Source organism: Nocardia sp. NBC_00881 (assembly GCF_045207455.1).
Taxonomy (GTDB): Bacteria; Actinomycetota; Actinomycetes; order Mycobacteriales; family Mycobacteriaceae; genus Nocardia.
Genome location: NZ_CP108798.1, coordinates 343,198 through 366,899 on the forward strand (window position 1 = coordinate 343,198; position 23,702 = coordinate 366,899).

The 23,702-nt window shown below is 63.6% G+C and carries 21 protein-coding genes and 2 pseudogenes; 12 read left to right on the forward strand and 11 right to left on the reverse strand.

Annotation, left to right across the window (positions count from 1 at the left end; genetic code table 11):
* Nucleotides 1-373: 373 nt before the first annotated feature.
* Nucleotides 374-577 carry a hypothetical protein gene (locus tag OH799_RS00995; protein WP_406274356.1) on the reverse strand — a complete coding sequence of 68 codons (204 nt, stop codon included), beginning with the start codon at nt 575-577 and terminating at the stop codon, nt 374-376.
* 595 nt (nt 578-1,172) lie between these two features.
* Here OH799_RS00995 and OH799_RS01000 point away from each other — a divergent pair.
* Together OH799_RS01000 and OH799_RS01005 are read left to right on the forward strand one after the other, a co-directional pair.
* Nucleotides 1,173-2,150, forward strand: a complete 978-nt coding sequence (locus OH799_RS01000) for a LysR family transcriptional regulator (protein WP_406274359.1) — start codon at nt 1,173-1,175, stop codon at nt 2,148-2,150.
* Between the two features lie 4 nt (nt 2,151-2,154).
* A pseudogene (locus OH799_RS01005) lies at nt 2,155-2,440 on the forward strand (hypothetical protein); the annotation flags it as partial.
* Here the strand turns inward: OH799_RS01005 and OH799_RS01010 are convergent.
* Complete coding sequence (locus OH799_RS01010; RefSeq protein WP_406274362.1) at nt 2,402-2,983, reverse strand: TIGR03086 family metal-binding protein; 582 nt, start codon at nt 2,981-2,983, stop codon at nt 2,402-2,404. The pseudogene OH799_RS01005 and the gene OH799_RS01010 sit on opposite strands and share 39 nt — an antisense overlap.
* Before the next feature lie 63 nt (nt 2,984-3,046).
* Between OH799_RS01010 and OH799_RS01015 the strand changes: the two genes are divergently transcribed.
* The 10 genes from OH799_RS01015 (at nt 3,047) to OH799_RS01060 (ending at nt 13,975) form a co-directional block, all read left to right on the forward strand.
* A complete protein-coding gene (locus OH799_RS01015; RefSeq protein ID WP_406274366.1) occupies nt 3,047-3,793 on the forward strand; it encodes a DUF6597 domain-containing transcriptional factor in 747 nt (248 codons plus the stop codon).
* Between the two features lie 744 nt (nt 3,794-4,537).
* Nucleotides 4,538-5,056 (forward strand): DUF4254 domain-containing protein, encoded by a 519-nt coding sequence (locus tag OH799_RS01020; protein ID WP_406274370.1) that lies wholly within the window; start codon nt 4,538-4,540, stop codon nt 5,054-5,056.
* Nucleotides 5,057-5,092: 36 nt separating this feature from the next.
* Nucleotides 5,093-5,347: a hypothetical protein gene (locus OH799_RS01025; protein ID WP_406274372.1), complete on the forward strand. Its 255-nt coding sequence runs from the start codon at nt 5,093-5,095 to the stop codon at nt 5,345-5,347.
* A complete protein-coding gene (locus OH799_RS01030; RefSeq protein ID WP_406274374.1) occupies nt 5,344-5,958 on the forward strand; it encodes an NAD(P)-dependent oxidoreductase in 615 nt (204 codons plus the stop codon). The genes OH799_RS01025 and OH799_RS01030 overlap by 4 nt, the downstream gene beginning before the upstream one ends.
* Before the next feature lie 454 nt (nt 5,959-6,412).
* Nucleotides 6,413-6,754, forward strand: coding sequence for an Lsr2 family protein (locus tag OH799_RS01035; protein ID WP_406274377.1), 342 nt, complete (start codon nt 6,413-6,415; stop codon nt 6,752-6,754).
* Nucleotides 6,755-7,723: 969 nt separating this feature from the next.
* The gene (locus OH799_RS01040; RefSeq protein ID WP_406281702.1) at nt 7,724-8,665 is read left to right on the forward strand and encodes a competence protein CoiA family protein; all 942 of its coding nucleotides are present in this window, start codon (nt 7,724-7,726) and stop codon (nt 8,663-8,665) included.
* A gap of 267 nt (nt 8,666-8,932) precedes the next feature.
* A complete protein-coding gene (locus OH799_RS01045; protein WP_406274379.1) occupies nt 8,933-9,136 on the forward strand; it encodes a DUF3556 domain-containing protein in 204 nt (67 codons plus the stop codon).
* A complete protein-coding gene (locus OH799_RS01050) occupies nt 9,133-11,217 on the forward strand; it encodes a DUF3556 domain-containing protein (RefSeq protein WP_406274382.1) in 2,085 nt (694 codons plus the stop codon). Before OH799_RS01045 ends, OH799_RS01050 begins: the two co-directional genes overlap by 4 nt.
* Before the next feature lie 362 nt (nt 11,218-11,579).
* The gene (locus OH799_RS01055) at nt 11,580-12,497 is read left to right on the forward strand and encodes a patatin-like phospholipase family protein (RefSeq protein ID WP_406281705.1); all 918 of its coding nucleotides are present in this window, start codon (nt 11,580-11,582) and stop codon (nt 12,495-12,497) included.
* 170 nt (nt 12,498-12,667) lie between these two features.
* On the forward strand, nt 12,668-13,975 hold the full coding sequence (locus tag OH799_RS01060; protein WP_406274385.1) for a fatty acid desaturase family protein: 1,308 nt from the start codon (nt 12,668-12,670) through the stop codon (nt 13,973-13,975).
* Between the two features lie 138 nt (nt 13,976-14,113).
* On the opposite strand, the pseudogene OH799_RS01065 reads toward OH799_RS01060, so the two are convergent.
* The 9 genes and pseudogenes from OH799_RS01065 to OH799_RS01105 form a co-directional block, all read right to left on the reverse strand.
* Nucleotides 14,114-15,073 (reverse strand): annotated as a pseudogene (locus OH799_RS01065) (IS1380 family transposase); the annotation flags it as partial.
* A 1-nt stretch (nt 15,074) separates the two neighbouring features.
* Nucleotides 15,075-15,527, reverse strand: coding sequence for a hypothetical protein (locus tag OH799_RS01070; RefSeq protein ID WP_406274388.1), 453 nt, complete (start codon nt 15,525-15,527; stop codon nt 15,075-15,077).
* A 565-nt stretch (nt 15,528-16,092) separates the two neighbouring features.
* Nucleotides 16,093-17,001 carry an alpha/beta hydrolase gene (locus tag OH799_RS01075; RefSeq protein ID WP_406274391.1) on the reverse strand — a complete coding sequence of 303 codons (909 nt, stop codon included), beginning with the start codon at nt 16,999-17,001 and terminating at the stop codon, nt 16,093-16,095.
* Nucleotides 17,002-17,062: 61 nt separating this feature from the next.
* Entirely contained in the window at nt 17,063-17,665 is a 603-nt protein-coding gene (locus OH799_RS01080; protein WP_406274394.1) for a TetR/AcrR family transcriptional regulator, read from the reverse strand.
* 546 nt (nt 17,666-18,211) lie between these two features.
* A complete protein-coding gene (locus tag OH799_RS01085; RefSeq protein ID WP_406274397.1) occupies nt 18,212-19,027 on the reverse strand; it encodes an oxidoreductase in 816 nt (271 codons plus the stop codon).
* Nucleotides 19,028-19,676: 649 nt separating this feature from the next.
* Nucleotides 19,677-20,435 carry a MerR family transcriptional regulator gene (locus OH799_RS01090; RefSeq protein WP_406274400.1) on the reverse strand — a complete coding sequence of 253 codons (759 nt, stop codon included), beginning with the start codon at nt 20,433-20,435 and terminating at the stop codon, nt 19,677-19,679.
* 211 nt (nt 20,436-20,646) lie between these two features.
* Entirely contained in the window at nt 20,647-21,861 is a 1,215-nt protein-coding gene (locus OH799_RS01095; protein ID WP_406274403.1) for an acyl-CoA dehydrogenase family protein, read from the reverse strand.
* 288 nt (nt 21,862-22,149) lie between these two features.
* Nucleotides 22,150-23,397 (reverse strand): wax ester/triacylglycerol synthase domain-containing protein, encoded by a 1,248-nt coding sequence (locus OH799_RS01100; RefSeq protein ID WP_406274406.1) that lies wholly within the window; start codon nt 23,395-23,397, stop codon nt 22,150-22,152.
* Nucleotides 23,398-23,433: 36 nt separating this feature from the next.
* Nucleotides 23,434-23,700, reverse strand: coding sequence for an acyl carrier protein (locus OH799_RS01105; protein WP_406274409.1), 267 nt, complete (start codon nt 23,698-23,700; stop codon nt 23,434-23,436).
* Nucleotides 23,701-23,702: the final 2 nt, after the last annotated feature.

The following is a 23,702-nucleotide window of genomic DNA, read 5'->3' on the forward strand; positions in this document are numbered from 1 at the left end:
TTAGGAGATCTGGTGATCGGTGATGTTCGTAGTGATGGTGATGCAGTAGTTGTCGAGGTCGTTTACTGCCGCCGCGACCGCGCGGTGCACTGAATGCGAAATCGTGCCTGCACGTGTGCATTCCCGCTATCTGCGCCGGTTTGCCGATGCTGCCATCACCGGATGGGTGTTGCACCTGGGGTTGGCCGTGCGACGGTTCTTGTGTCCTGAAATCGAGTGCGTGGCGAGCTCTTTCGCCGAACAGGTCGACGGACTGACCGCGAAGTGGTCGCGCCGAACTGCGTTATCCGGAGAACAACCAGGTCACGGTGATGGCGCGGACCAGTTCATGGGATAGAAGTACCCGCCTTGGGACTGCGGAAGGTCCTCGGCGTCAAGGTTCAGCAGCCCACATCGGTTTCGCCCAGATGAAGTCGGCGATGACGCGAGGATCGGGGCCGAGCAGAGTGGCGATGCCGCGTGGGGCGGCAAGCGCGCGGCTCGGGTCGAAACGCCTTGGCAGCAACTCCCATTCCCGACAGTTCCGGAAGAATCGGCGCGTCGCGGCGATCTGCTCTGCTTTCGTGGGAGCTCCCATCAGAACTTCCAACACCCTGGACCGCTCACAGGGCTCCAAATCCGCGCGTGCGCGGCCGCAGGACACCCCCTACCTGATCGAGACGCCAGCCGCGGGCGGAGCGGCGTAGGGATTTTCCCCATACCCCCGGTGCACGCAGACGTGCGAGTGTCGTGTTGTGGTCGAAAAACTACGCGCCTTCAGCCAAATCCGACAGGTTCGATCCTGGCCATTCCACGGGAAAGGACGGCGCGAAGCGAGACCTGCCCGGCCACCATCCATTCGGCACCAGCCTCCGGTGTTGTTTCGGCAGCACCTTGTCCATGGCCGAGATGTAGTTCGTGCTCGCAATGATTCTGCAGCGCTTCCAGCTCGTGCCGATCTCTCACGCTGAGAATCCAAAGCTCTGGTCACGCTCGCCACACCGACCGCTGATTGCCCGCCTCACGACGGGCGAGATGCTCGGTCCGGGTGAGACTACTCGGGGTGCGTTGACTCGAGCGACCCCGGCCCTCAGGTAACCGGGCTCCAACCGGCTCCATAACCTCGACATCGTTTCTGAATTCTGAATCGAAGTGATGTCGTGCGTGGGAACCGACTTCCATAGGTGGAACGCATGCAATTACGAGATATCGAAGTCTTCTTGGTCTTGGCCGAGGAACTGCACTTCCGTCGAGCGGCGGGGCGGCTGTACCTCAGTACAGGCCGTGTCAGCCAGACTGTGCGGTCACTGGAAAAGGAACTAGGCGGGTCTCTGTTCGCCCGGACCTCCCGGGAGGTTCATCTCACCCCGCTCGGCGAACAGTTCCGCACCGACGCGGGCCACAGCCTCGAACTACTACGCGCCGCCGTCGCGCGCGCGCATGCGTTGGCGGCCAGTCACAAGCAGGTGTTGCGAGTCGGATATCTCGCCTCCGTCGGCGCCCCCCTGGTCGCAGAACTGGCGACCGAGTGCCAGGCCCGGCACCCAGGAATTCAGGTAGCCACCACCGCGGAGTTCACAAGCACCGGGTTCGACATACTGCGCAACCGCGTGGTCGACGTCCTGTTGACATGGTCCCCGGGCGGTGACGCGGATGCGGTGGCCGGTGAGGGACGCGTCGCGGGCCCAGTTCTGGCCAGTGTCGAACGAGCTGTGCTGGTTCCCAGCGATCATTCCCTGACGGCTGGATCCGCGATAAGCATCGAGCAGGTCGCCGGCTATGAGGTGCTGGACGTCAGCGCCGACGCGCCTCCAGCCTTCGCGGCGGCTTGGACACCACCGCATACGCCGATGGGGCAGCTGCTGCGCCGGGCCGAAACGGATCTGCCCTTCCTGCTCGGACGAGAGCCGGTCACCATCCTTGATGTGATGACGATGGTCGAGCGCTACCGCCTGCCCTATCTCACTGTCGGTTCCCTCCTGAGTTACCACCCGTACCCCGGCTTGACACTGGTCCCTGTGTCCGATCTGCCACCTTGCGTGCTCCTGCCGGTATGGCACACGGAATTCGAGACCCGTGCCGTCCGTGCTTTCGCCGACGTCGTCGCACAGCACAGTTCAGTGACCGCCGCGGGTGCGATCCACTTCCCCGCCAACCGGAGAATCGCCTAGACGAGCGATCTCCGGTTGCGTCCTGGGCCGCATCGCGGGCCGACCGTCGCCTCGGCCCCGATCACCGGCCTCTTCGGCTCGGCCGCCGCTATCGGCTGCCCGGGCGGCATCATCGCGATCGGCGCCCTGGGCGCCTGGCCGGTCAGATCTTCATCGCCGCGCCGGTTGCCATCGGCGCGGCGATCCAGCACTCCACCACTGTCGATTCCCCATTCCAGTGGAATGCTCTGACCTGGGAACCGGACGGGCACTCACGGCGTCCAATGAGGGTCGCGGCCGGTCAGGCCTAGCAGGCGGTCCAGAGTTGGTGAGGACGCCGGCATAGCGACCGCGGGTCCGTAAATGCCCATCTCCCGCCCTTGGTCGGCGTTCTTCGCCGTCTCCTCGTACACATACTTCAAGAGATCGTCATCCCAGTGGGGGTTCTGGCCGGTGGCACGTGCCAGATCCCACCCGTGCACAACAACCTCGCCGATGACCATGCCGCCGATCAACGAGGCCGGCAGTTCCATGGGACTACCCATCTGCGTCAACCCGAGCCACGCTTCAGGATTGCTCCATACGGCAACGATACGATCGAGCTGGCTTTCGAGAGCAGTAGCCCAGTCACTATCAGTCAGGTCTACGTCCGCCTCGGATGCGGCCAAAGGCGGGACGGATTCCTTACGTGCGGCCGCCTCTAGCGTGGGCCCCCAGAACAACAAATGGTTGATCAGCCTCCGGACGTCGAACTCAGTGCATGGGGTTTGCCTTCCGAGTTGGTCGGCGGTGACATTTTGGATGATCGCTACCGTGGGTGCGGCCGCGCGGGCTATGAACTCAGACTCGAACATGGGCACCAGGTAAGCACGGGTACAGCGAAGTTGTCTTGAACAAACGCGTCATAGACTCACGGCGTGAGCAGAGACGTTCGTGAGCTCGGCAGTGCGTGGAGAAATTTCCAACGCCATAGGTTCCTGCGCCCCTCCTCGGACTTGACTTGCTATGTCGAGCACTACTGGGTGGTGTCCTGGGACTACCAGGAGCCCTATAGGCAGCTGATCGTGCCCTATCCGAACGTGCATTTGACATTCCACGATGGTGCGGCGACCGTGCGCGGCGTCTCCAGCGCGCACCAGATCAGGGTGCTGGAAGGTACGGGCAGTGTGTTCGGCGTGGCGTTCCGGCCAGGGTGCTTCAGGCCGTTCCTGGGTGCGCCGGTTTCCACGATCAAGAACTGCTCGATCGATGCGACGAAGGTGTTCGGGCCCGATTTACCAGAATCAGTGGAGGTCGAGTCCGTCGAGAGGTTCCTCAGACTACAGAAACCCGAGCCTGATTGGCGCGCAGAACAAGCTGCGCAGATCGTCGCAACGATCGCTACCGAACCCGAAATTACCCGAGTCGATGCAGTAGCACGCCTGTTCGGCATGAGTGTTCGCTCTGTGCAACGTCTTTTCGCCGAATACGTTGGCATCGGCCCGAAGTGGGTCATCCGCCGTTACAGGTTGCACGAGGTGACCGAACGGCTGACGAACACCGCGGAGATCGACTGGGCTTCACTCGCGGGCACACTTGGATATGCAGATCAGGCTCATTTCGCCCGGGACTTCAAGAAAATGTTCAGCGAATCGCCGACCTGGTATGCCCAGCGGTACCGGTAGCACATGGTCAGAATTGTCGTCCATGCTCATGGCAAAGGATCCGAACTGGTCCCTTCCGCCTGGTAACCGGCTGGATCGTGTATCGTGCGGCGCGACGACATGGATGGGGTCGTGGCAGCGCCATTATCAAACAGCGGACAGCGCGATGAGCTTCTTCTGAAACCGGTAGTTGGGTCCCGGTGCCCCTTTGTTCTGGTCATCGAACGCCACGGGTTAGTTAATGGATATTTGCTGGATGAGTCCGATGTACGTGTAGTTGTGTGGGGCTGCGGCGGGATTGTTTAGATTGTGGACGATTCGTTTAGGTTTCCAACCGTTTGGACCAGAGAATTCTTTCGGGGATGGACGCATAATAGACTTTCTTTGATGCGTTTTGTGATGATGGAGAGGTAGGTGGGGAAATGAGTTCGAAAACCGGTGTTGGAATGTCTGTCCTCGGCGCCGCCGACGTTCTTCCGTGGAGGGCTATCGCTGTGAAGCGACGACTAGACCCAGGCGCTCGGGTCCGACGCCACTGTAGTGCGAGAAGTGAAACACGAGAACATGTTGCCAGGAAATATCGACGACACGACCGAGTCGTTTTGCGACTCAGGGCTGGTGAGGGGAGCGCACGTCTTCAGTGCCACCGACCGGGTGTGCCCTCGGTGGGATGGGGCGCAAACCTGTGATGGTTGTCGGGTTTCTAGTGAAGCGGCATGGCAGTGCGGTGAGCCGCGTGCAGCCGATGGCAGCGCGGTGATGGTGATGGACGAACTGCTTGTGGTATTGCGACGTCGGCATCGTGGCTGGCCGGTGGAGCGGACGACCGCGCATCGGGTGGAGCCGTTGTTGCCGGCCGAGGAGTTGTTGTGCGGAATCCGCGGTAATCATGTCGGCGGTCACCCGCTGGCGCAGTGGGCGTCTCTGCTGGCCGGTCTGTATCGCTCAGCCCTGCTCGCCAACGATGCCGTGCTTGTGCCCGAGCGCCGTTGTGCACGTGGTGATCTTGTGCACCGGATCGATGTGTGGACCGAGCAACATGTGCCACAGCATCGTCATGGTGTGGCGCTGCACACTGAGACGCTGGGATCGGTGATCGATCACATCGCTGCTGCCCAGGTGCGCGCCGATGATGCGTTGATGGCGTGTGCCAGCGCGGGAGATCCCCGGGTGCACGCCGCCTGGCATCGACTGGCTGAGCTGGTCGATGGATACAACGATCTGACCACACAGGTGGTTCGTGGTGTGCGGCGGCTGCCGGTGCCAGCAGGGGAGGATTGGTGACCGGGCGGCGATGTGAAGGCGGGACGAGCATGCGATGTGCACGGCCCGACAGGCGGCTACGCCGCAACTCTTTCTTGGCTGGCGGGCACCATGCGCGGCCAGGATCGGCAGATGCGTGAACGACTCATCGCCGCCTCCGGCGAGTTCTGCGCCAGGGAAGGCCTCGCAAGCACCACCCGCGAAGCCGGTACCCGCATCGCGGGCTGTATCGGCGGCGTCCTGGCGGACTGCCTGGCTCGTGCGGTGGTTGTGTCCTTGTGGGACGGCTCGAATGGGGGACAGGTGCGGTGAGACTTGCTGTCCTCGGGGCCAGTGGTGCACTCGGTCGGCGTGTGGTGGCCCGTGCCGTGTCCGACGGTCATTCCGTACGCGTGCTCGTACGGGATCCCGCTGCTTTCCCGTTGTTCGACCAGCGTCTCGTGACCGTCGTCGTCGGCGATGCGTTGGATCCCGACGCGGTCCAGGCCGTGGTCACCGGTTCGGACGCGGTGATCAGTGCCCTGGGCTCACCTGGAATCGACTACAGCGTCGTCCGCCGAACCGGCGCCGTACATGCTCTCGATGCGATGCGGCGGTCCGGAATCACCCGCTTCGTAACCGTATCGATCACTGCGGTAAAGCCGGGACTGAATCCCATCGGCTGGGTGATCGCAACGGTGCTGCGGAATGTACTCCGTGATGTCAGAGCCATGGAATCGGTTGTGTGTCCAAGTGACGCCGACTGGGTTGTCATTCGAGCGCCGCGGCTCACCGACGAGCCGTCAACTGGCCGATATCGGTTATCGACGTCCGGGCTTCCTTCCGGTGGAATGCGGATATCGCGCGCGGATCTTGCCGAAGTCATGGTCGCACGAGCAACCGCCCCTGGAAGAGCACGAACCGTCTATTCGGTGTCGTACTAGACAGTATGAGGGCCCACCGCGATCCAAGCGGTGAGCCGCCATGACGCAACCTTGAACACTCGCAATGGTCATCGCACGGAGGCGCAAGTGGCGAGGCGACCGGGCGAGGCAGGCATGGGGCGCAGCACGAGCTACCGACCTTCATTCAAATTTTCGCTGACCAGCTGATAGTGGCCAAGGGCCGGGTAGCCGAGCTGGAGGCAGAGAAAGCCGACCTGCCAGCCCAGCTGGAAAGCCGACGAACTCGACTGAACCGGCCGGAATCCGCGATGCAGCCCACCGAGTAGCCGGCGTAGTCGGTCGGCCACCTCACCAACTCGGCACCGAACATCTGTTGGCCGTTCCCATTTGGGATGGACCAAGTGGGCGGCGGCTGGCCGTTCGATTTCGCATGGGAAAGCAGCCACCCGTAGCTCATTTAGCTATTGCGCCGGTACGGTGTTAATCTGACGCAATGGCTCAAAAGACGGTGGTTAAACACTATGACGACATCAGCGGCGACGAAATTGATCTGAACATCGTCGACAAACCCACGACCATCTTCTCTGTCGACGGGGTCGAGTACGAGATTGATCTGGGTGCGAAGAACCGCGATAAGTTCCACAAGCTGTTGGACCCCTACATTACGGCTGCCAGGCGAGTCGGTGGGCGCAGGAGTGTGCGCCGCACCGCTGGGCCGAACGACAAGAATGAGGCTGCTGCCGCGCGGCAGTGGGCGATCGGAAAGGGGATCGCTGTCCCTGCTCGCGGCAGGGTGCCGCAGGTGGTGATCGATCAGTACCGGCAGGCGGTTTAACGCCCTGGCAAGTAGGGGTTGCGTGAGGGCATGAGTACATCTCATGCCCTCAGCTATTTACCGAGCGCGCAACTTCGCGGCGTGCTCCGGACACACAATGGTCGCTGCATCCTTGATGTAAGCAGTGCACCATCGCTTGTCAGCATGTTCGTCGAGGCCTGCTGCAACTGGTCAACGGTCGTGCCGTAGCGCAGGCTGCCGCACATCTCGACCGCCCGGTGATACGCCGACTTGGAATCGGCGCTGATCGGCGCGTCGGTGTTGTGCAAGTAGCCGAGAAACGATGGACCGGGCCGCCGCGTTCATCCGGGCGCATACCGCCGGTCCGCGGCAAAGTGCTGTATCAGGACGCGTTGCTTGGGTTCGGTGCCCAGGTGCCTGGGCAGCCGGGGAAGCGATACCCGGCACTCCGGTCTACACCTGCGGACTGCCGCGGGACTGGGCGGCGGTGTGGGTGGTCGACGTGATCACCGGCGGCGCGGTCGAGATCTCGAGCGGTGGATGGTCGCCGTCGACTCCGACGATCCACCGGCACTGCACTCGTTCGTCCGAGGACTGCGCCGCGACCAGGACGCAGTCACCGCGGGCCTAACCACGGCATGGAGCAGTGGAACGGTCGAAGGGCACGTCAACCGCATCAAGATGTTTAACGGCAAATGTTTCGGGCCGAGCGAAGACCGAACCTCCTCCGAAAACGAATCCTGTTGAGCAAGTGGGCAACCCGTGATCCGCGATCACCAAATTTATGCCAGATCCCGGATTGGCGTGCTGCTGACATTCCGGATCTCCGGACGGGCGTTCGCCTATTCGACAAGGGTTGCTCCTGATGTGTCCATATAACAATCTCGTTGTCGCGCTGGACACGACGATTGGCGCACACGGTCTGTGCGCCAATCGTTGCCGCCGATCACGGATGCTCACGTTGCGTGCCAAGAGCTACACGGGTGACAGGACGCTGGTGTGTGCGCTGTGTTGTATGGTCATCGACGCGCAACCGGGAAGCACGGTCCCAGCCGTTGTGCGAGGCAGGATCGGTGGGCGTCGGCGTCCCACTTCGCGCATCCGCCAGGCCAATCTCCGGCAGGCTTCCAGCACGAGTTCGAATCGCCATGGCACATCACCTGCAAAGCCGTCCTCGCCGAATGGGCCACCACCCGAACCGGCGTCACCGCTGTACACATCGAGGCGTGGCTTGCCGACTTCGACCGGCGCTGCGATGTCCAGGTGACCTTCGACGACGGAGCTCGAATCATGATCGAAGCGCGACGCTCCCGCCTCACCGATGCCCAGTGGATCAACCACCATGAGGGCTACCGCCGTCACGGCATCGCCGACGTATGGCTATGGGATCCAGCGACTCCTGTGCACCGAGTAGTGCTCACCCACGGCCGTCAGCACCTCCGGGACTTCGACCCGTTCAGCCGAACGATCAGCCTCCTCGCCGGCGCAGCACACTCACGACGCCACCGAGGATCCGCAGGCTGGTGGCCGGTGGCTGCCCGCGCAGCGCCGCGGTGCCGAAGGGGCCCACCAGCCACAACGTCCTCCGCCGAATGCCGCTTCCGACCAGCCATGTCTATCATCGTCCCTTCCACCCCCAAACGGGCCACCAGAATTTCAGACCGTCTGGTCTCATTCGCCGGGACGGGCCGCAACCGCTGCTCCGTTATCCGTCGAATTGGCACTTCCGCACCCCCGCCCGCGCCATCGCCGACCCGAGCGCAATCGACACGCACGTTCGACCTCGCACTCGGCACGACGACACCGCACCATCCCGGCGGCGGATGTGCACTAAGCACAAATCCCGCCCGAAAGTGTGTGCCCGCAGACCTTTCCGGCCTCGGAGACGCCCATTACACTCATACTTCGTGGCAAGTCGAAAATGGTCGAGGTCACGGCTGTGGCCATTGAACATTTCATATGGCGGCGCGCTTCCGAATCGGACTGTCCGTATATTCTAGGACAAGGATGTCTGAGAGTTCACCGAGCGTTTCGGGGCCCTCCGCGGCTCCACTCGAGGTGGCCGTTTTGGCGGCACGGACGCCATCCGGATTTATTTTCCCCGAATTGCTTTCGCGCTCGTGGTCTCCTGAGGAGGAAATATGGGATTGACCACAGGGGATCTTCCGCCGGTCGACCCGCCGACATTCCAGCAACTGCTCCTCCCGAACCGGATACGTGGGCTATCGAAACTATCCCGACGATCTGCGTCGCTCCGCGGCGGCTGGCGGAGTGCCCCATGTACTCGGAAGGTTCGTGGAGATCAGCGTCCCGCTGCTGGTGTTGCTCTCGCCGCATCCGGTGACCATCCTGCTCGGTGTGGCGGTCGCGTTCCACTTCTTCATCGTGTCGACGTTCCCGCTCGCGGCGCCGACGGAGTGAAAAATTCTGTTCTCCTACGCTGCGGTATTCCTGTTCCAAGGTTTCCGAACCACGATGGATTCGGCGTCACTGATATGTCGATTCCGTGGTTGCCGCTGTTGGTCACGTCCGACTTAGGGTACTTCCCAATGCTGGGTAGTCCGCGGCGCGGCCTGGTCTCATTGCTGCCGTCCATGTGCCAGTACACAGGCAACTGGGCGACGACGACATGGACTTTCGCGCCCGGCGCGGAGGGCAAACTGGACCAGTTCATGCCCCGGCCCGTCTCGAGTACCCGCACTCGATTCCTGACCAGCTATCCGCCCGACGTCGCCGACGTAGCCGTGCACCGGCCACCCGTCGGATCTCAGCCCATGCGCAACACTACCCAACGCTATAAGGTCATCGGCGCCGGACTCGAAACGATCGAGACCGGCACCGACCTGGTCGCCGACGCGGTCGCCGAACAGCCCTGGTTGCCCAACAACCCCATCCCATTCGACATGGAGTGGGTGTTGGACTCGCATACCGACCCGGTCTTCGACCAGACCGATCTGCAGGAGTCTCTATGCACGGCACCGCTTCCTCGGCCGCCGAGGTTCGGCGGACGTGACCACAGCCGTCGTCGGCGGACCCGATGGCTCGCCGCAGCCGTCCGCATATCCCGGCACGGTGTCGAAGGTCAACTGGCGGAGGCAGTCGACCGTCGTCCACCGCAACCGGCGAAGTTCAGCACTGCGGTATCCGCGGACACCTCCTCGTTCGCCGGTCACGCAGGAGGCGCACCTATGATCGCCTTTCCCGGCTCGCCCCATCAGCGCCAGTTGTCCCAGGTCCCGGCCACGGACGATGCCGTCGCGGTCATAGCGGACATCGCACGCACGCTGAAGTCGCGCGAACGGGAGATCGCCCAGGCGATGAGCGCCATGATTGCGCGAGCAGTCGACCACCTCGACAACGACCCGCAATTGATGGAAATGTTCGAGGCCAGTGTGCACGGCAATCTCACCGCCTGCCTCCATGTCTTGGCCGACGATATTCCCCTCGACCATTTACAACCCACCACCGCGGCCGTCGAAAACGCAATGCGACTCGCCCAGCGGGAAGTTCCGTCCCATTCGCTGGTGCGTGCGTACCACATGGGCCAGAACTACATGCTGCGGATTTGCCACGACGAGATCGATCGCCGCCGCCTGCCCGCGCCACTCGCGCTCGCCGTCGTCAAGAGGCTCACCGAGATCCTCTACGCCTACGTCGAATGGATCACCCTCCACGTGTTAGGTGCCTACGAGGCTGAGCGCAGCCGGTGGGTGAATGCCCGCGGCAGCGTGCACTCCTCCACCGTCCACGCCGTGCTGTCCGAGGACACAGCCGATACAACTGCCTTCGAGACCGAGACCGGCTACCGGCTCGACCAAACCCACCTGGCTCTCATCCTGTGGCGCCCCGGCCAAGAGAAACCGGGCACCTGGAACCTCCTGGATACCCAAGCACGGACGCTCGCCCGTGGCCTGCGCGCCGAGGGCCCGGCACTGGTCACGGCCATCGACCGCCGCACAGCATGGGCGTGGCTACCGTTCGGTCACCGCCACCCGGTGATCGACACCACCGAACTGCACGCGATGATGGATCCCGCCGACGGGGTGCGATTGACGGTCGGACTGCCCGGACGCGCACGCGGCGGATTCCGCCGTTCGCATCGACAGGCCATCGCCGCATACTTCGTCGCCAGCGTTCCTGGGATCTCGTCCTCGCATACGATCGTCGGCTTCGGCGATCCCGGTGTGGCCGTCATCTCCTTGCTGGCCAAGGACATGGACTCCACCCGCGCGTGGGTCCGTGAAGTCCTGGGCGAACTGGCGGTCGACACCGACCAGGCAGCCGCTCTGCGCAGCACCCTCAGCACCTACTACACCACCAGCGAAAGCCATGTGCGTACTGCCCAAATCCTCACTCTGCACCGCAATACGGTCAAATACCGCGTCACCAAGGCGATCGAGGCCACCCGCGTCGGCACCGCCCCACACGACAAACTCGATATCGCGCTGGCTTTGCAGGTCTGCCGCTTCCTCGGTGCCACCGTCCTGCGCCGATCCTCCTGATTAGCCGATAATTCTGCAGGCACGGCACGCGGTGCTACACCACCGGAAGAAAGCGTTACGGGTACACCGAAATCAATGACGTCGGAATAATTCTTCGGTGGTTTGCTGCGACAGGTTGCGGCGAGTATTTCGGCCCGTGCGGCCCACAATAGAACGACCGGCGCGGGGATCTCCTTCAATCGAGGTCCGTGGCCGGCGGCGAGATCATTCGCCGGGTGGATCGGCATGGCTGCCTGCGTTGCGAAATTCTTTGTGCTCCGAACTGATTCGATTTCGAGTAGGATAGTCTGTTGGTTGAGGAAACGGTTACGGTTCGCATTCTGGCCGGTGTAGCCGGGCTCAGCCTCGCTCTTATGGCGGGGATGGTCAATGGCGCCGTGGATAGTTTGAATTCCAGGAGAGCGAAAATTCTGGTGGATCGTGGTGTCACACAGCCGATACCTATTCAGCCAGTCGTACTAGGTGTCAGCGGAGGGGCTATCGGGGCCGCCGCCGCAGCATTGGGAATGAGTCGCGCGCAGCTGCGTCAGATCGCCGTCGATCATCCGGCAAACGAAGTAGTCGGCAACCGAAGCCTTCGGGCGATGTTGACCAAACGCACGCTCTACCCCGATGCTCGCCTACGCGAACTCGCACACGCGGTGGTCGGCGATCGGACGTTCGCTGATTTCGTGCTGGAACCGAACCTGGCTCGGCGGCAGCCGTCGGGGATCGTTTCCTCCTTGATCATTCCGGTCTACTCGGGTGAGCATGGCACGTTATTCCTTCCACAGGATTTGCCGAAGCTGGGCTTGACCGATATGCCCGTAGCCGATGCACTGGTCGCGGCGACACGGATACCGGGAGCCCTCCCTGCCGCCACCGCGCTCGATCACGTCTTCGACGGCGGAACACACCATCGTGTCCCATATGAGGTATTCGGATCTCATCCCGCGCTGATTCTTGACCTCTACGCCCCGGAGCCGCACTACAGCCGCGGCGGTCTGCTGCTCCCATTGGCCCACTCGTCACTGCCGATGATCCCCCGTCGTCCACGACCTTTCCGTGACGAAAACCTGTGCGCGCGAACAATTTTCGCCGAGATGCCATATGGGTCGGCGCTGCAGTCCCCGACGCGTTCGCCCGAGGAGCTCTTCGACTACGGCTACGACATCGCGGCAACGTGGGTCGACACCCGCACTGCCGACCAACTCTTCGCCGTCGTCGATCCAGATGTACTCGGTGAGCTGATGCCGGTGTCACCGGCCGAGGATGCCGCGGCGCTCGGCGCTCGGCGATAACGGTAGACCGGAACATGAGGTGCGGATGCTTGTCGCTTCGCGATTCACGGTGGCTTCAGCAGCGCCGGTGCGGCCCCGAGTCCGCGGCGGATTTTCTGTCGAACCCGCCGGCCGGCCCTACGGCGCTCGACGGCAACGAGTGAACGCTCCAAGCAGTAGAAAGGACTCCCGTGGCGATCACGGACATAAAGACGTTTTCCCATATGAACCAAGCAGATATCGATGCCCTGTGCCAGAAACTGGACGCGATTCGTCGAGACATCGAATTGTCACGAGGTGAGCGCGATGCCAATTATATTCTGCGTGTGATCAGAGCGCAGCGGATGCTGGAGTTGGGCGGACGATTGACGTTGTTCGCGAGTCGACGGCGACCGGCGTGGCTGGTGGGCACAGCGATGTTGGCTCTAGCGAAGATTATCGAAATGATGGAGCTCGGACACAACATCAGCCACGGTCAGTGGGATTGGATGAACGATCCGGAGATTCATTCTACGTCGTGGGAGTGGGATTTCGTCGGTTCGTCGGCGCATTGGAAGCGGTCGCACAACCACTTCCACCACACATACACCAATGTCTTCGGCATGGACGAGGACCTGAGCTTCGTCGTCATGCGAATGACTCGGGACGAACCGTGGCGTCCGGTTCACCTGTTTCAGCCGGTGTCGAGCCTTGTAGTCGCGGCGTTTTTCGAGTGGGCGATCTCGGTGCACGACTGGGCGCTGGAACGCCGGTTCACGCACACATCGCGCCAGCGGTTGTTATCGAAGCCGAACAGGGAGTTCGCGCGAAAGATCGTCCGTCAACTGGGCAAAGACTTCGTCTTCTATCCGGCGCTGACAGGTCCAGCGTTCAAACGAACGCTCGGCGCCAATGCCGCCGCGCTGCTGCTGCGGAACCTGTGGTCGTTCATCGTCATCATGTGCGGGCATTTCCCCGACGGTGCAGAGAAGTTCACTATCGAGGAGTTCGACAACGAAACCCGTGGTGAGTGGTATCTCCGGCAGCTGCTAGGCACCGCCAACTTCGAGGCGGGGCCGGTGTTGGCGTTCATGTCAGGAAATCTCAGCTATCAGATCGAGCATCATCTGTTTCCCGACCTGCCGAGTAACCGCTATGCCGAGATCGCGGTGCGGGTACGTGCGCTGTGTGACGAATACGACTTGCCCTACACCAGTGGTTCGCTGACCAAGCAATTTTTGCAGGCATTGCGGACGATCCATAAACTCGCACTGCCCGATAGGTTGTTGCGTCGCACCGTTGACGACGCGCCTGAGACCAGCTCCGAACTCAAATTCATAGGTGTATCGAGCCAGCATGCGACATCAGATCGGCTTCCGGCTGACCCCGTCACCGGCAAGCGCCGTGGCCTTCGTACGGCACTCGCCAAGGCCAAATCAATACAGCCGGACAGTAGCGGTGCGCACTCGCGCTCTTCGCGGGGATCCAAAATCCGGGCCGCCGGCAACTCGAAGAGCTAAACCTCAATCCGTGGATGGGGTCGGTGATGGTCGGCGCGCGTGCGGTGCGCCGAACGTCGGTTTGTGGGTAGGGCGTAGCTGCTGGTCTTCCCAGCTTTTCCACTTCGGTCTCGTTCGGCCCGGTTCGGGCGGGGGCGGTCAGGCGGTGGCGGTTTTTGGTGGCCTGTAACCGATTGTGTTGTGCCACAAGGTAAGCCAGGGTTCGGTCCAGGGCCAGTGAGCGGGCAGGTGCAAGATGGGGCGGCGTTGGGGGCGTGCGAGCCGTGCGGGAATGTTGACGAATTTGCGGCGCAGGGTGGCGCCGCGGGCGCGGGCGTGTGAGCTGCCGGCGAGAGTTCCGGCGGCGCGCAGCAGGTTGTGGGCGATCGCGGCGCAGAGCACCCATGCGGAGTTGGCGGCGAAGCGCCCGGACGGGATGTGGGCCAGGGGGCCGTCGATCAGATCGGCGAACACGGTCTCGATGATGGCGTGGCGGCGGTGGGTGATGTCGGCGTCGGCGGTGGTCTCGGTGGAATTGGTGAAGAACGGGTGATACCGCCAGACCGGGAACAACGCGTCCGGGTAGCGGGCGTCTTTGACCCGGCGCACGATCAGTCGGGCGGTCGTTCTTGTCTTTGGTGGAAGCGAAAGCGGTGTAGCCGATTTCGGCGACTTCGGCATCAGAGATCCACCAGCCGGTGTCGGGGTCACGAACCGCGCCGGGGTAGCGGACCGGTGTCCACGCGTGTTCGCCGATCGCGGCTATGGCCCTGGTGACGGCGGGGTTCTTGGTCAGCACCAGCGAGAACTGGGCCCCGGCGCACAGTGCGGCGCGCACGACCTTGTCGGTGCCGTAGGCGGAATCGCCGCGCACCAGGATGGTGCCGGTCGCCCCGGCTGCGCGGGCGGTGCCGATCGCGGCGGTGACCATCGAGCCCGCGCCTTTGCCGGAACCGGTTTTCCCAGCACGCAACCGCATTCCGCGATCACCGGCGCGGCCATATCGGTGCTGAGTGTGGCCGCCAACGGTGAAAGCCCTTTACGGAGAACTCGTTTCCCGGCGATCTTGGTGTGCCCGTAGGAGGCGCCCTGCTTCTGATGGCCGTAGACCGGCCGCAGCCTAAGCGCTGGCAGCCCGGCGATGCCGCTCGAGGGTTTCGACCGTTTGCCGCAGCGACTTCGGCTGACCGAACCACCGCAGGCATTTCAGTGCGCTCGGCCGGTGGTCGCCGGTCGCTGTGCGGACTTCGACCTCCCAAGTATGGGAGTCGCCGCTGACCTCGATGGCGGTGATGTCGGTCCAGGCCAACCGGATCTCGCTCGCCGATTCGACGAAGGTGACACCTCCGTCGTCGAGGATCATCTTGCAGCGCAAGCCGAAAGCGTTACCGATCGCTGCGCCGAGGATGACCAGGTAGAGGCAGCCGCCGAGCAGCGTCTCGATGATGCCCTCGTTGCTGCCTTCGGTGATCAGAAAGACCGGCACGGCAATCGACATGTAGCCGAGCAGGACGACCGCGACGAGCTTCCGCGCGAACGCCGCGCGGCAGCGCAGGGTGAGAGCTTCGTTCACGACCGTCGAGCTTAGTGGTCCCGCCCGTAATTAACTCGGGGATTCACGCGGCGGCCGGTGCTGCGGCAGCTGGTGGTCGCAGCCGGTGGCTTCCCAGCGGCCTGCCTATCGGCACGCCCCAAGAAGCCCTCGACTGCGCCTGCGGCCTCTACCGCTGACCCCCGACAGACTTGCGGGCAGGACCACTAAGGCTGGTAGGTCGTCACAGGCAAACTCGTTGGAACGAACAGCCAACGGGACGGCGAACCACGCCAGAGGCGATTGACGCGGCTGCGCGCTTCGGCGGCCGGCGGCATCGGGGCGGCCGGTAGGCATGCGGGCGACCGATGAGCGGAAACCTCAGCGAATTTCGGCTACCTTGACCGGCCGTGCTTCCTGGCGCGATATTTCGCAAGCCTCAGCGATATAGAACGCCTCGAGGGCATCGGTGGGGCTACAAGGGTTGTCGAGATCGCCGATCACGACGGACCAAAGGCGGCCAATTCTTCGGTGTAGGCGCTGCGGAAGCGTTCGATGAAGGCGGGGGCCCGATGGTCACCGACCTGAACCCATTGCGGGCGCCCGTTCAGCCGCCGTTGAGTGCTTCGCCCAGGGCGGTGGTCTGGGCCTTGACGAAGGCCCGAGAGATGGCGGCTTTCGCTTCGATGGAGTCGAAGTTGTGGTAGGCGCCGGGCACTACGTGAAGGGTGCAGTCGACGCCCGCCTGCTGCAGTCGCCGAGCGTAGGTGACGTCCTCGTCGTGGAACAGGTCGTTGGTGCCGACGCCGATCCAGGCGGGCGGAAGGCCGGAGAGGTCGCCGTAGCGGGCCGGCGCGGCCAGCGGGGGCACGTTGCAGTCCGCGGTGGCGGGGCCGAGGTAGGCACCCCAGCCGAACCGGTTGCTGGCCGGGCTCCAGATGCGGAGCCGCCGCGGGTCGATGTCGGTGCGGGTGGTGGTCCGGTCGTCCAGCATCGGGTAGGACAGCAGCTGCAGGACCGGACGGATCTCGCCGCGTTCCTTCGCCAGCAGCGTCAGCGCGGCGGCCAGACCGCCGCCGGCGCTGGCGCCGCCGACGGCGATGCGTGCGGGATCGATGTCGGGCTGGCGGGCGAGCCATTGTAGCGCGGTGTAGCAATCCTCCAGCGGCGTCGGGAACGGGTGTTCGGGTGCGAGCCGGTACTCCACCGAGACGACGACGATGTTGAGCTGATCGGCGATCCGGCGGCAGAAGGCGCTGTCCTGCGCCGCGTCGCCGAGCACCATTCCGCCGCCGTGGATCCACAGCAGCGCCGGAGTCCGAGGCCGGGCCGAAGCCGGCCGGAAGACGTGTACTGACACGTCGGCGTCCACGGATACGACCTGCGCGTCCGGCCGCCGAGTGCTCCCGATGAGCTTGGTGAGGACACGGAGCGTGGGAAGCGTTCGGGCGTTGATGATGGTGCGGGGAAGGAACCGCGCGGCTCGCAGCTGTGGGTTGAAGGGGTGCTCGGTCATCGTTTTTCCTGACGGGAGGGCGACGTCGCCGGGTGTGCCGGCTTGTCAGCGGAAGTGTCGGTCATGGTCGGAGCTCGGCGTCCACCAGGACCAAGGCGTTGCGGAGGCCCTGCTCGAGGAGGTCGTCGGAAAGCTGGCGGTCCATCAGGGCGCGGGAGAGCTGCAGCGTCCCGGCCATCAGGCCGAGGAGGCTGAGCGCCTTCACGCGGGACGCGAGCGGATCCTGGGGCGTCATGCGGGCGGCGAGGCCGTCGATGACGACCAGCACGCCGTCGGTGTACACCTGCCTGGTCGTGTCGCCGCTGCGCGCGATCTCGTCGAGCAGGGCGGCGTTGGGGCAGCCGTCGTCGAGGTCGTCCCGGTGGTCGGGCGACAGGTACCAGCGCACGATCTGTTCGAGGCCGGCCGGGCCGGGCTCGGCCTGCTCGACGATGTTCACGTGCAGCGTGCGCAGCTGGTCGGCGATCGCGGTGTCGACGAGGTTGTCCTTGGATGCGAAGTGGGCGTAGAAGGCGCCGTTGGTCAGGCCCGCGTCCTTCATGAGCGTCGCGACTCCGGAGCCGTCGATGCCGTCTCGCTTGAGTCGTCGACCAGCCGTCGCGATGATCCGCTGCCGTGTTTCCTGCTTGTGTTCTTTCGTGTACCGCACCGTGCGTTCCTTCATCTCAGCCCGGGCTTACGCTCCAGATACCGCCCTGACCAGGTCAGTGCGCCGCGTCGGCAAGGAGAGAGCCGCGACGTTGATCCTCCTGGTCTGCAGCTTCGCGTCGTGGGGCTCGGGGACGCCGCCGTTCGTGATGTACAGCCGGTTGCCGCGAACCGCGGTCGCGGAGGGCGAGGCGAGACCGTCCGCGCTGGTCAGGACGGGCTTGTAGGTGCCGTTCCGTTCGGGTAGACCACCACGATCTGTCCGGACCGTTCTGTGAGGAGGAGCCGTTCTGCGCGACGAACACGACATCGGACCTGGGGGGTCAGGAAGCTGAGATCGTCGATGTTGGGCAGGCCGTCCGCGACAAGGCGGATGGGACCGGCCGCGCCCGCGGGAGTGACCGGTACCCGCAACAGTGTTCCCAAGTTGAAGTTGCTGACCCACAGAGCGCCGTTGTGGAACCTGAGCCCGTTGGCGCCGATCGGCAGTCTGCTGGCTTTGCTGCTGCATGACTCTCCTCGGTAGATCTGCGAATGGCTGGTTAGTGGATCTCGGCAGCGATCAGCTCGGCATCCGGTTGAATCTGCGGATGACGCGGTCGAAGATCCGGGGCGGGGCGACGCGGTACACCGCGTTGATGGTCCTGGCGGTCGTACCGGCGGTGCGCCGTAGTTTCGGGTTGCGGTCGGTTGCCGCCGCGACGATCACCTTGGCGACGACGGCGGGGTCGTCGCCGCTGCTGAGGTTCTTCTCCAGCAGCTCGTCGTAGTTGCGCCGTCCCGCCGCGTAGAGCGGCATGGGAGTGTCGGCCTCTACGCTGTGGCCTGCGAACGGAGTGTTGATCGGGCCGGGCTCGACGAGCAGGACTCGGACGCCGTACTCGCGAACCTCGTGGTCCAGCGACTGGGAGTAGCCCTCGACCGCGTGCTTGGTCGAGACGTAGACGGTCATGAACGGGCTGGGGACGAACCCGCTGAGGGACGAGACGTTGATGATGCGTCCCTGCCGTTGCGCCCGCATGTGCGGCAGGACCGCCTTGGTCGTCCGCATGACGCCGTAGACGTTGATGTCGAAGATGTCCTGCGTCTGGGTGATCGAGAACTCCTCGCCTGCGCCGGTTGAGCCGACGCCGGCGTTGTTGACCAGGACGTCGATGCGCCCGAACCGGTCGATCACCTGCTTGACCGCTGAGGCGACCGATTCGTCGCTGGTCACGTCCAGGTCGAGGTAGGTCACCCCGGCGGGCGCGGTGCGGCGCGCGGTGTTGCGGCCGGTTCCGATCACCTCGAAGCCCGCGGCGGCCAGCGCGATCGCTGCCGCCTTGCCGATGCCTGAAGTGGCGCCTGTTACGAGCGCGACCTGCTGAATTGTTGTCATCACTGGCTCCCGATGGTTTAGATTACGTTCGTACTACCATAGCGGGTAGGCGGTCGCGAGGGGGAGTCCTGCCGGAAATTAAATTATGGTCATACTCTCAATGGAGGGCGAGACGAGGACCACCAGGCGGACGGGTGAAGGAGCATGCGGTGCGGTACTGCAAGGAGCGCAAGCGGGCGACGCGGCAGCGGATCAGCCATGGTCGGGCTCGGCGTTCCGTGACTCGGCGTTCGGATGCGTCTGGACCGAGAGGTATTGCGGATCGTTGGGCGGCGTGTGTGGTCATATCGCGAGGGGGATACACCCGTCAACCACAGAGATCGACCTGCGAGAACGGCAGAATTAGTGCTGCGTTGGACGCCGGGAACCCGTTCCTGCTTCGCGCGCACGTTCGGCGCCTCGGTTGACGAAACTCAACCGGCTGGAACGGGAGTGTCTCGAGCAGGCCGACCGGCGAGAGGAGTGCCGCGTACTTCTCGAGTCGATGTAGTCGACATCGAGGCCTCCGGTAGCTCACCGGGGGGCCTTTTATCGTCTTCGGAAGGTGTTCATGTCGGGGGTCGGGACTGGTCCGCCCCGTCCCGCGCCAGCCCCGTGACCTGCCCGCTTGGCGCCGGATCGGGGCGGATCTGCTCCCCGCCCCCGAGGGCTACTCGCCGAGCCGCTCGTCCGCGTAGACGACCATCGCGTCCCGCTGATATTCGGCCAGGCCCTCGGCGATCTTCTCGTAGTTCGCCTTGAACCGCTCGTCGTCCAGATACATCTGCCCCAGGCATTTGTACGCCTCCCGGCCCGGGGTCCAGAAGCGGCATATGCCCTGGTATTGCGTGTGGATCTCGGCCTGGACCGCCACGTCGCCGACCGGGGTGCCGGCGGCCATGAACTCGGCCATACGGATCATCGCCGCGGTCATCTCACGCTGCATGCGCTCGACGTCCTCGGCAGTCATCATCGCGGTGCTGTGCTGAGACTGCTCGAACTCCTCCGGCCAGCGCTCGCGGGCCTCGTCGTCGTACTGCGTGTGGTCGAAGCCCTCGAACAGGTTCTCCGGGCGGTTGATCTTGACTGTCATTTCCGTCTTCCCTTCGAGTTCGGCGATGGTGCGCGCCACGGTGTCGGCCATACGCGCCAGGCGGTTGCGCTCTCCGAGTAGGCGGATGTGCTGCCGTTTGAGGGCGGCGAGCGTGTCCGGCTCGGAGTCGACCGCCTGCGCGATCTCGGCAAGGCTCAAGCCGAGTTCGCGCAGGACGAGGATCTGCTGCAAGCGCAGCAGTTGCTCCTCCTCGTAGTAGCGGTAGCCGTTGGTGCCCACGCAGGCAGGCTCGAGCAGTCCGATGTCGTTGTAATGCCGCAAGGTGCGGGCGGTGACGCCCGACATCCTCGCCACATCCGCGATCGACCAGCTCATGACACTTCCCATCGTTGCGTGAGGCCGGTCCCTCCGGCCTCGTCTTCGACCGTAAAAGTTGCCGTTACGTGAAGGTCAAGCGGGAATGCGCCGAATCAGCTGAGAATTCGGTCCGCCCACCGCATCGATGATGAGGTTTGTGTAGACCGCGGGTGATCACCGCAGGCTGTGGTAGGTGTACCGGCTCACCCCGATCAGGGCGGTGCGCCAGCTACTTCGATTCGGCGCTGGGGTCATTGCGGGCTGGTCGGTCGAGCATCTGGTGTCCGAACAGCGCATCGTATGCGTTGAAGTCCGGCTTCATTCCCGCGGCGACGAGTTCCCATAGCACTTCGTCGGTACCGCTGCCGATCCGGGACAACCGCATGTCCTGCCACCATCTGGCGAGCGGGGTTTCTTCCGTCAGATATCCAAGACCACCGAAGATGTGGAGGCATTCACCGACAACTTCTTGGCCCAGCCGCGCAGCGGTGACTTTCAAGCCCGCAGCCGTTCGTATGTCGATCTGCTCCGCCGCCGCAATCCCCTGCAATGCGAGTCGCAGCATGGCGACCTTGGCGTGCAGATCTGCCACCCGCAGGCGCAATGCCTGGTGGTCGAACAGAGGTTTGCCGAACTGCTCTCGTCGCATCATCCGCGCAACGGTGAGGCCGAGAACTCGGTCGCATGCGCCCGAAACTTGAGCCGCGATCGCCAGGCGCTCATGCGTCAATCCCCACGTTATCGCGGCCAATCCGGTGCCGGGACGACCCAAAAGCGCCTCATCGGGCAACCACGTGTCGAACTCGATCGGGGCCGTGTCCAATGAGTTCGCCCCCAACTGGTCGTACGGTTTACCCACCGACGCCGACGTCAGGGGCAGTACGAACAAACCGAGGTTCCCCGGCCGATGGCCGCCTCCATTGTCTACACATTGCGCGAGCACCAACGCGAAGTCGGCTACGCTGGACAGCGATACGAACGCTTTCGCCCCGGTCAGCACATACCCGCTACCGTCGCGGACGGCGGTCGTCCGTACAGCTTGCAGGTCCGAGCCGACCATCTCTTCCGACGCGCCGATGCAGAGCACCGCAGTGCCTGCCATCGCGTCGGCGCAGAGCGAGCGGAGATGATCCGAACTGGCAAATCGATGGAGTATGGCGAGTGCTGAATCGTGCAGACTCACTCCTACGCCGACGCCGCCCGAGCATGCCGCACCGAGTGCCGTGTGCAACCCGACGAGTTTGGCGAGTTGGAACCGATACCCTCCCGCCCATTTGTCGGTGAAGATCCCGGCAGCACCGAGTCGGGCAAGAACTTCTCGTGGAAAAACGCGCTGCCGCTCTGCCTCCGCCGCCGTCTCGCGGAATCTGTCGTCGAGCACGGCCTCGACTTCGGCACGGAAATTCTCGACCGATTTGCCTTTCGTCACCGCGTTATTCGACATGACGAGGCCTCCGATGCTTGTCCAGTACAATCCAACGTATTTCGTGGCGACATCACGAGAACCATGTCGCCACCTCCACCCTCCGCAATTCCCCGGAGGTCGTGCGAGGTAGTTCGCCTGGTTTCACCAGCTCAACTTTCCCAGGAACCACACCGCATTCAGCCGTTACCGCGGCGATGATCCGATCTTCGGTGCCGGTGGCCCGTATTCCACTGAACTCGGCAACCACCAATAGACGTTCGGTACGTCCCTTCGAGATCGGGATCTCTGGTCAGCGCCGCACCCACGTCACACCTGTCCCACCATCAGTTCGCGCAGGTGCTTGGCGAACAGACCGACATCTGGCAACGCGGCGGGGTCCGCCATCATCCCGATCGTGACCTGATCGCGCAGGATCAGGGCGGTTACCGCGAGCTCACGACCCAGCATCGGGTGGAAGCCGACGACATTCGTTATCTCTCGACCGAGCAGCCGGTCGTCCGGACTGAAAGCAGGGTTGACGCCTACCGCCAGGTCCCAGCTGTCGGCTGCGATCAGCTGGGTCATCAACACCTGTGCGCGCCATGGCAGATAGCTCAATCCGTGTGAGGTCTTGGGGGCGTCCATGGCTTGGCGCAACGGATCCGATCTGTGCAGCGCAGCCTGGACATCGTGGACTCGCTTCGACAATGAATCCGCCGCGTCGGGTAGTTCGAGGATCGCCAGCGACGCGGCATTCCCCGTGTGCGCCAGCGTATGGTCCAGCGATACCGGAAACATTATGCGTAGCGGACGATCGGCGTGTTCCGGGAAAGCCCGCGCGAAGGCGAGCCCGGCCACCGCGTACACATACTCTTGCGTCGAGGCGCCCAGCTTCAGTCGGTTCTGCCGCACCGTCTCGGTGGGGACCGCGATCTCGGCTACCCGACGCACGGCCCGGTCCCCCACGGGGCGCACGTGTCCCCGGCGCCGGCCTTTACGCCTGACCAGTCGAGAACTCCGCGTCCCGGCCGCCAAGGCCGCGACCGCATCGACCGGACCGACCTTGAATCGCGGCGTGCTGACAAAGCGCTGGTACTCGGCGGTGCTTCCGGAGACAGTATCGATGAGCATGGCGACGAAGCCGGCCGCGGCGAGCCCGTCCGACAGCGCATGATGCACACGCAACAACAAAGTCTGAGCTTTGGTGTCCTGCTGGTGGACCAGAGTGAAGTCCCATGGGGGAGCATCACGCCGCATCGGACTACCCATGAGTTCTTCCACCTGGCGGAGCATCCCGAATCGGTCCGCGACATGATGCTCCTTCGCATGCTCGGTCGGGTCTATCGAGGTTGCGATGGTGAAATGGGGTTTGCGTCGAGGACGTGTCGGCAGCACCAACCGATACAGATCACTCTCGTTGACCCGATGTGCGATTCGCGCCCGCACATCGTCGATCCGGACGGGCTCGCCGTCGGAGGACAATTCGAGCACAAGAACCCAGTTCATCGGATGCGCGGGAACATCTAGGCGCAAGTGGTGACTGTCGAGGCTGCTCAATTCCATCTCGGCGGGCATGACAATCGCACTCCTCTCTCGTCCAAATGGAGACTGTTATGCATCCGCCGACATGCCCGGACCGTCAGCAAGCGCGACCCGAACCAAGGCCTCGACTTCGCCTATCGTGCGGCACTCCATCAGTCGTTGTCCGGACAGCTGCAGTCCCGTTTGTTCCTCGATGGCGACCAGCGCGATCGCGAATGCCACCGAATCCATTCCGAGGTCTTCGATCAAGCGATCGTCGGGATCGATGTTCTCCACATCGAGGGCGAGATCTTTTTGGAGGACATGGCATAGCTTGTCGCTCAACCAGCTCGACATGC

What these genes read in the sequence shown, in the direction of transcription:
- OH799_RS00995 (WP_406274356.1), bottom strand. Translation starts at nt 577, where the DNA reads ATGGGAGCTCCCACGAAAGCAGAGCAGATCGCCGCGACGCGCCGATTC.
- OH799_RS01000 (WP_406274359.1), top strand. Translation starts at nt 1,173, where the DNA reads ATGCAATTACGAGATATCGAAGTCTTCTTGGTCTTGGCCGAGGAACTG.
- OH799_RS01010 (WP_406274362.1), bottom strand. Translation starts at nt 2,983, where the DNA reads ATGTTCGAGTCTGAGTTCATAGCCCGCGCGGCCGCACCCACGGTAGCG.
- OH799_RS01020 (WP_406274370.1), top strand. Translation starts at nt 4,538, where the DNA reads ATGGACGAACTGCTTGTGGTATTGCGACGTCGGCATCGTGGCTGGCCG.
- OH799_RS01035 (WP_406274377.1), top strand. Translation starts at nt 6,413, where the DNA reads ATGGCTCAAAAGACGGTGGTTAAACACTATGACGACATCAGCGGCGAC.
- OH799_RS01055 (WP_406281705.1), top strand. Translation starts at nt 11,580, where the DNA reads ATGGTCAATGGCGCCGTGGATAGTTTGAATTCCAGGAGAGCGAAAATT.
- OH799_RS01075 (WP_406274391.1), bottom strand. Translation starts at nt 17,001, where the DNA reads ATGACCGAGCACCCCTTCAACCCACAGCTGCGAGCCGCGCGGTTCCTT.
- OH799_RS01080 (WP_406274394.1), bottom strand. Translation starts at nt 17,665, where the DNA reads ATGAAGGAACGCACGGTGCGGTACACGAAAGAACACAAGCAGGAAACA.
- OH799_RS01085 (WP_406274397.1), bottom strand. Translation starts at nt 19,027, where the DNA reads ATGACAACAATTCAGCAGGTCGCGCTCGTAACAGGCGCCACTTCAGGC.
- OH799_RS01090 (WP_406274400.1), bottom strand. Translation starts at nt 20,435, where the DNA reads ATGAGCTGGTCGATCGCGGATGTGGCGAGGATGTCGGGCGTCACCGCC.
- OH799_RS01095 (WP_406274403.1), bottom strand. Translation starts at nt 21,861, where the DNA reads ATGTCGAATAACGCGGTGACGAAAGGCAAATCGGTCGAGAATTTCCGT.
- OH799_RS01100 (WP_406274406.1), bottom strand. Translation starts at nt 23,397, where the DNA reads ATGCCCGCCGAGATGGAATTGAGCAGCCTCGACAGTCACCACTTGCGC.
- OH799_RS01105 (WP_406274409.1), bottom strand. Translation starts at nt 23,700, where the DNA reads ATGTCGAGCTGGTTGAGCGACAAGCTATGCCATGTCCTCCAAAAAGAT.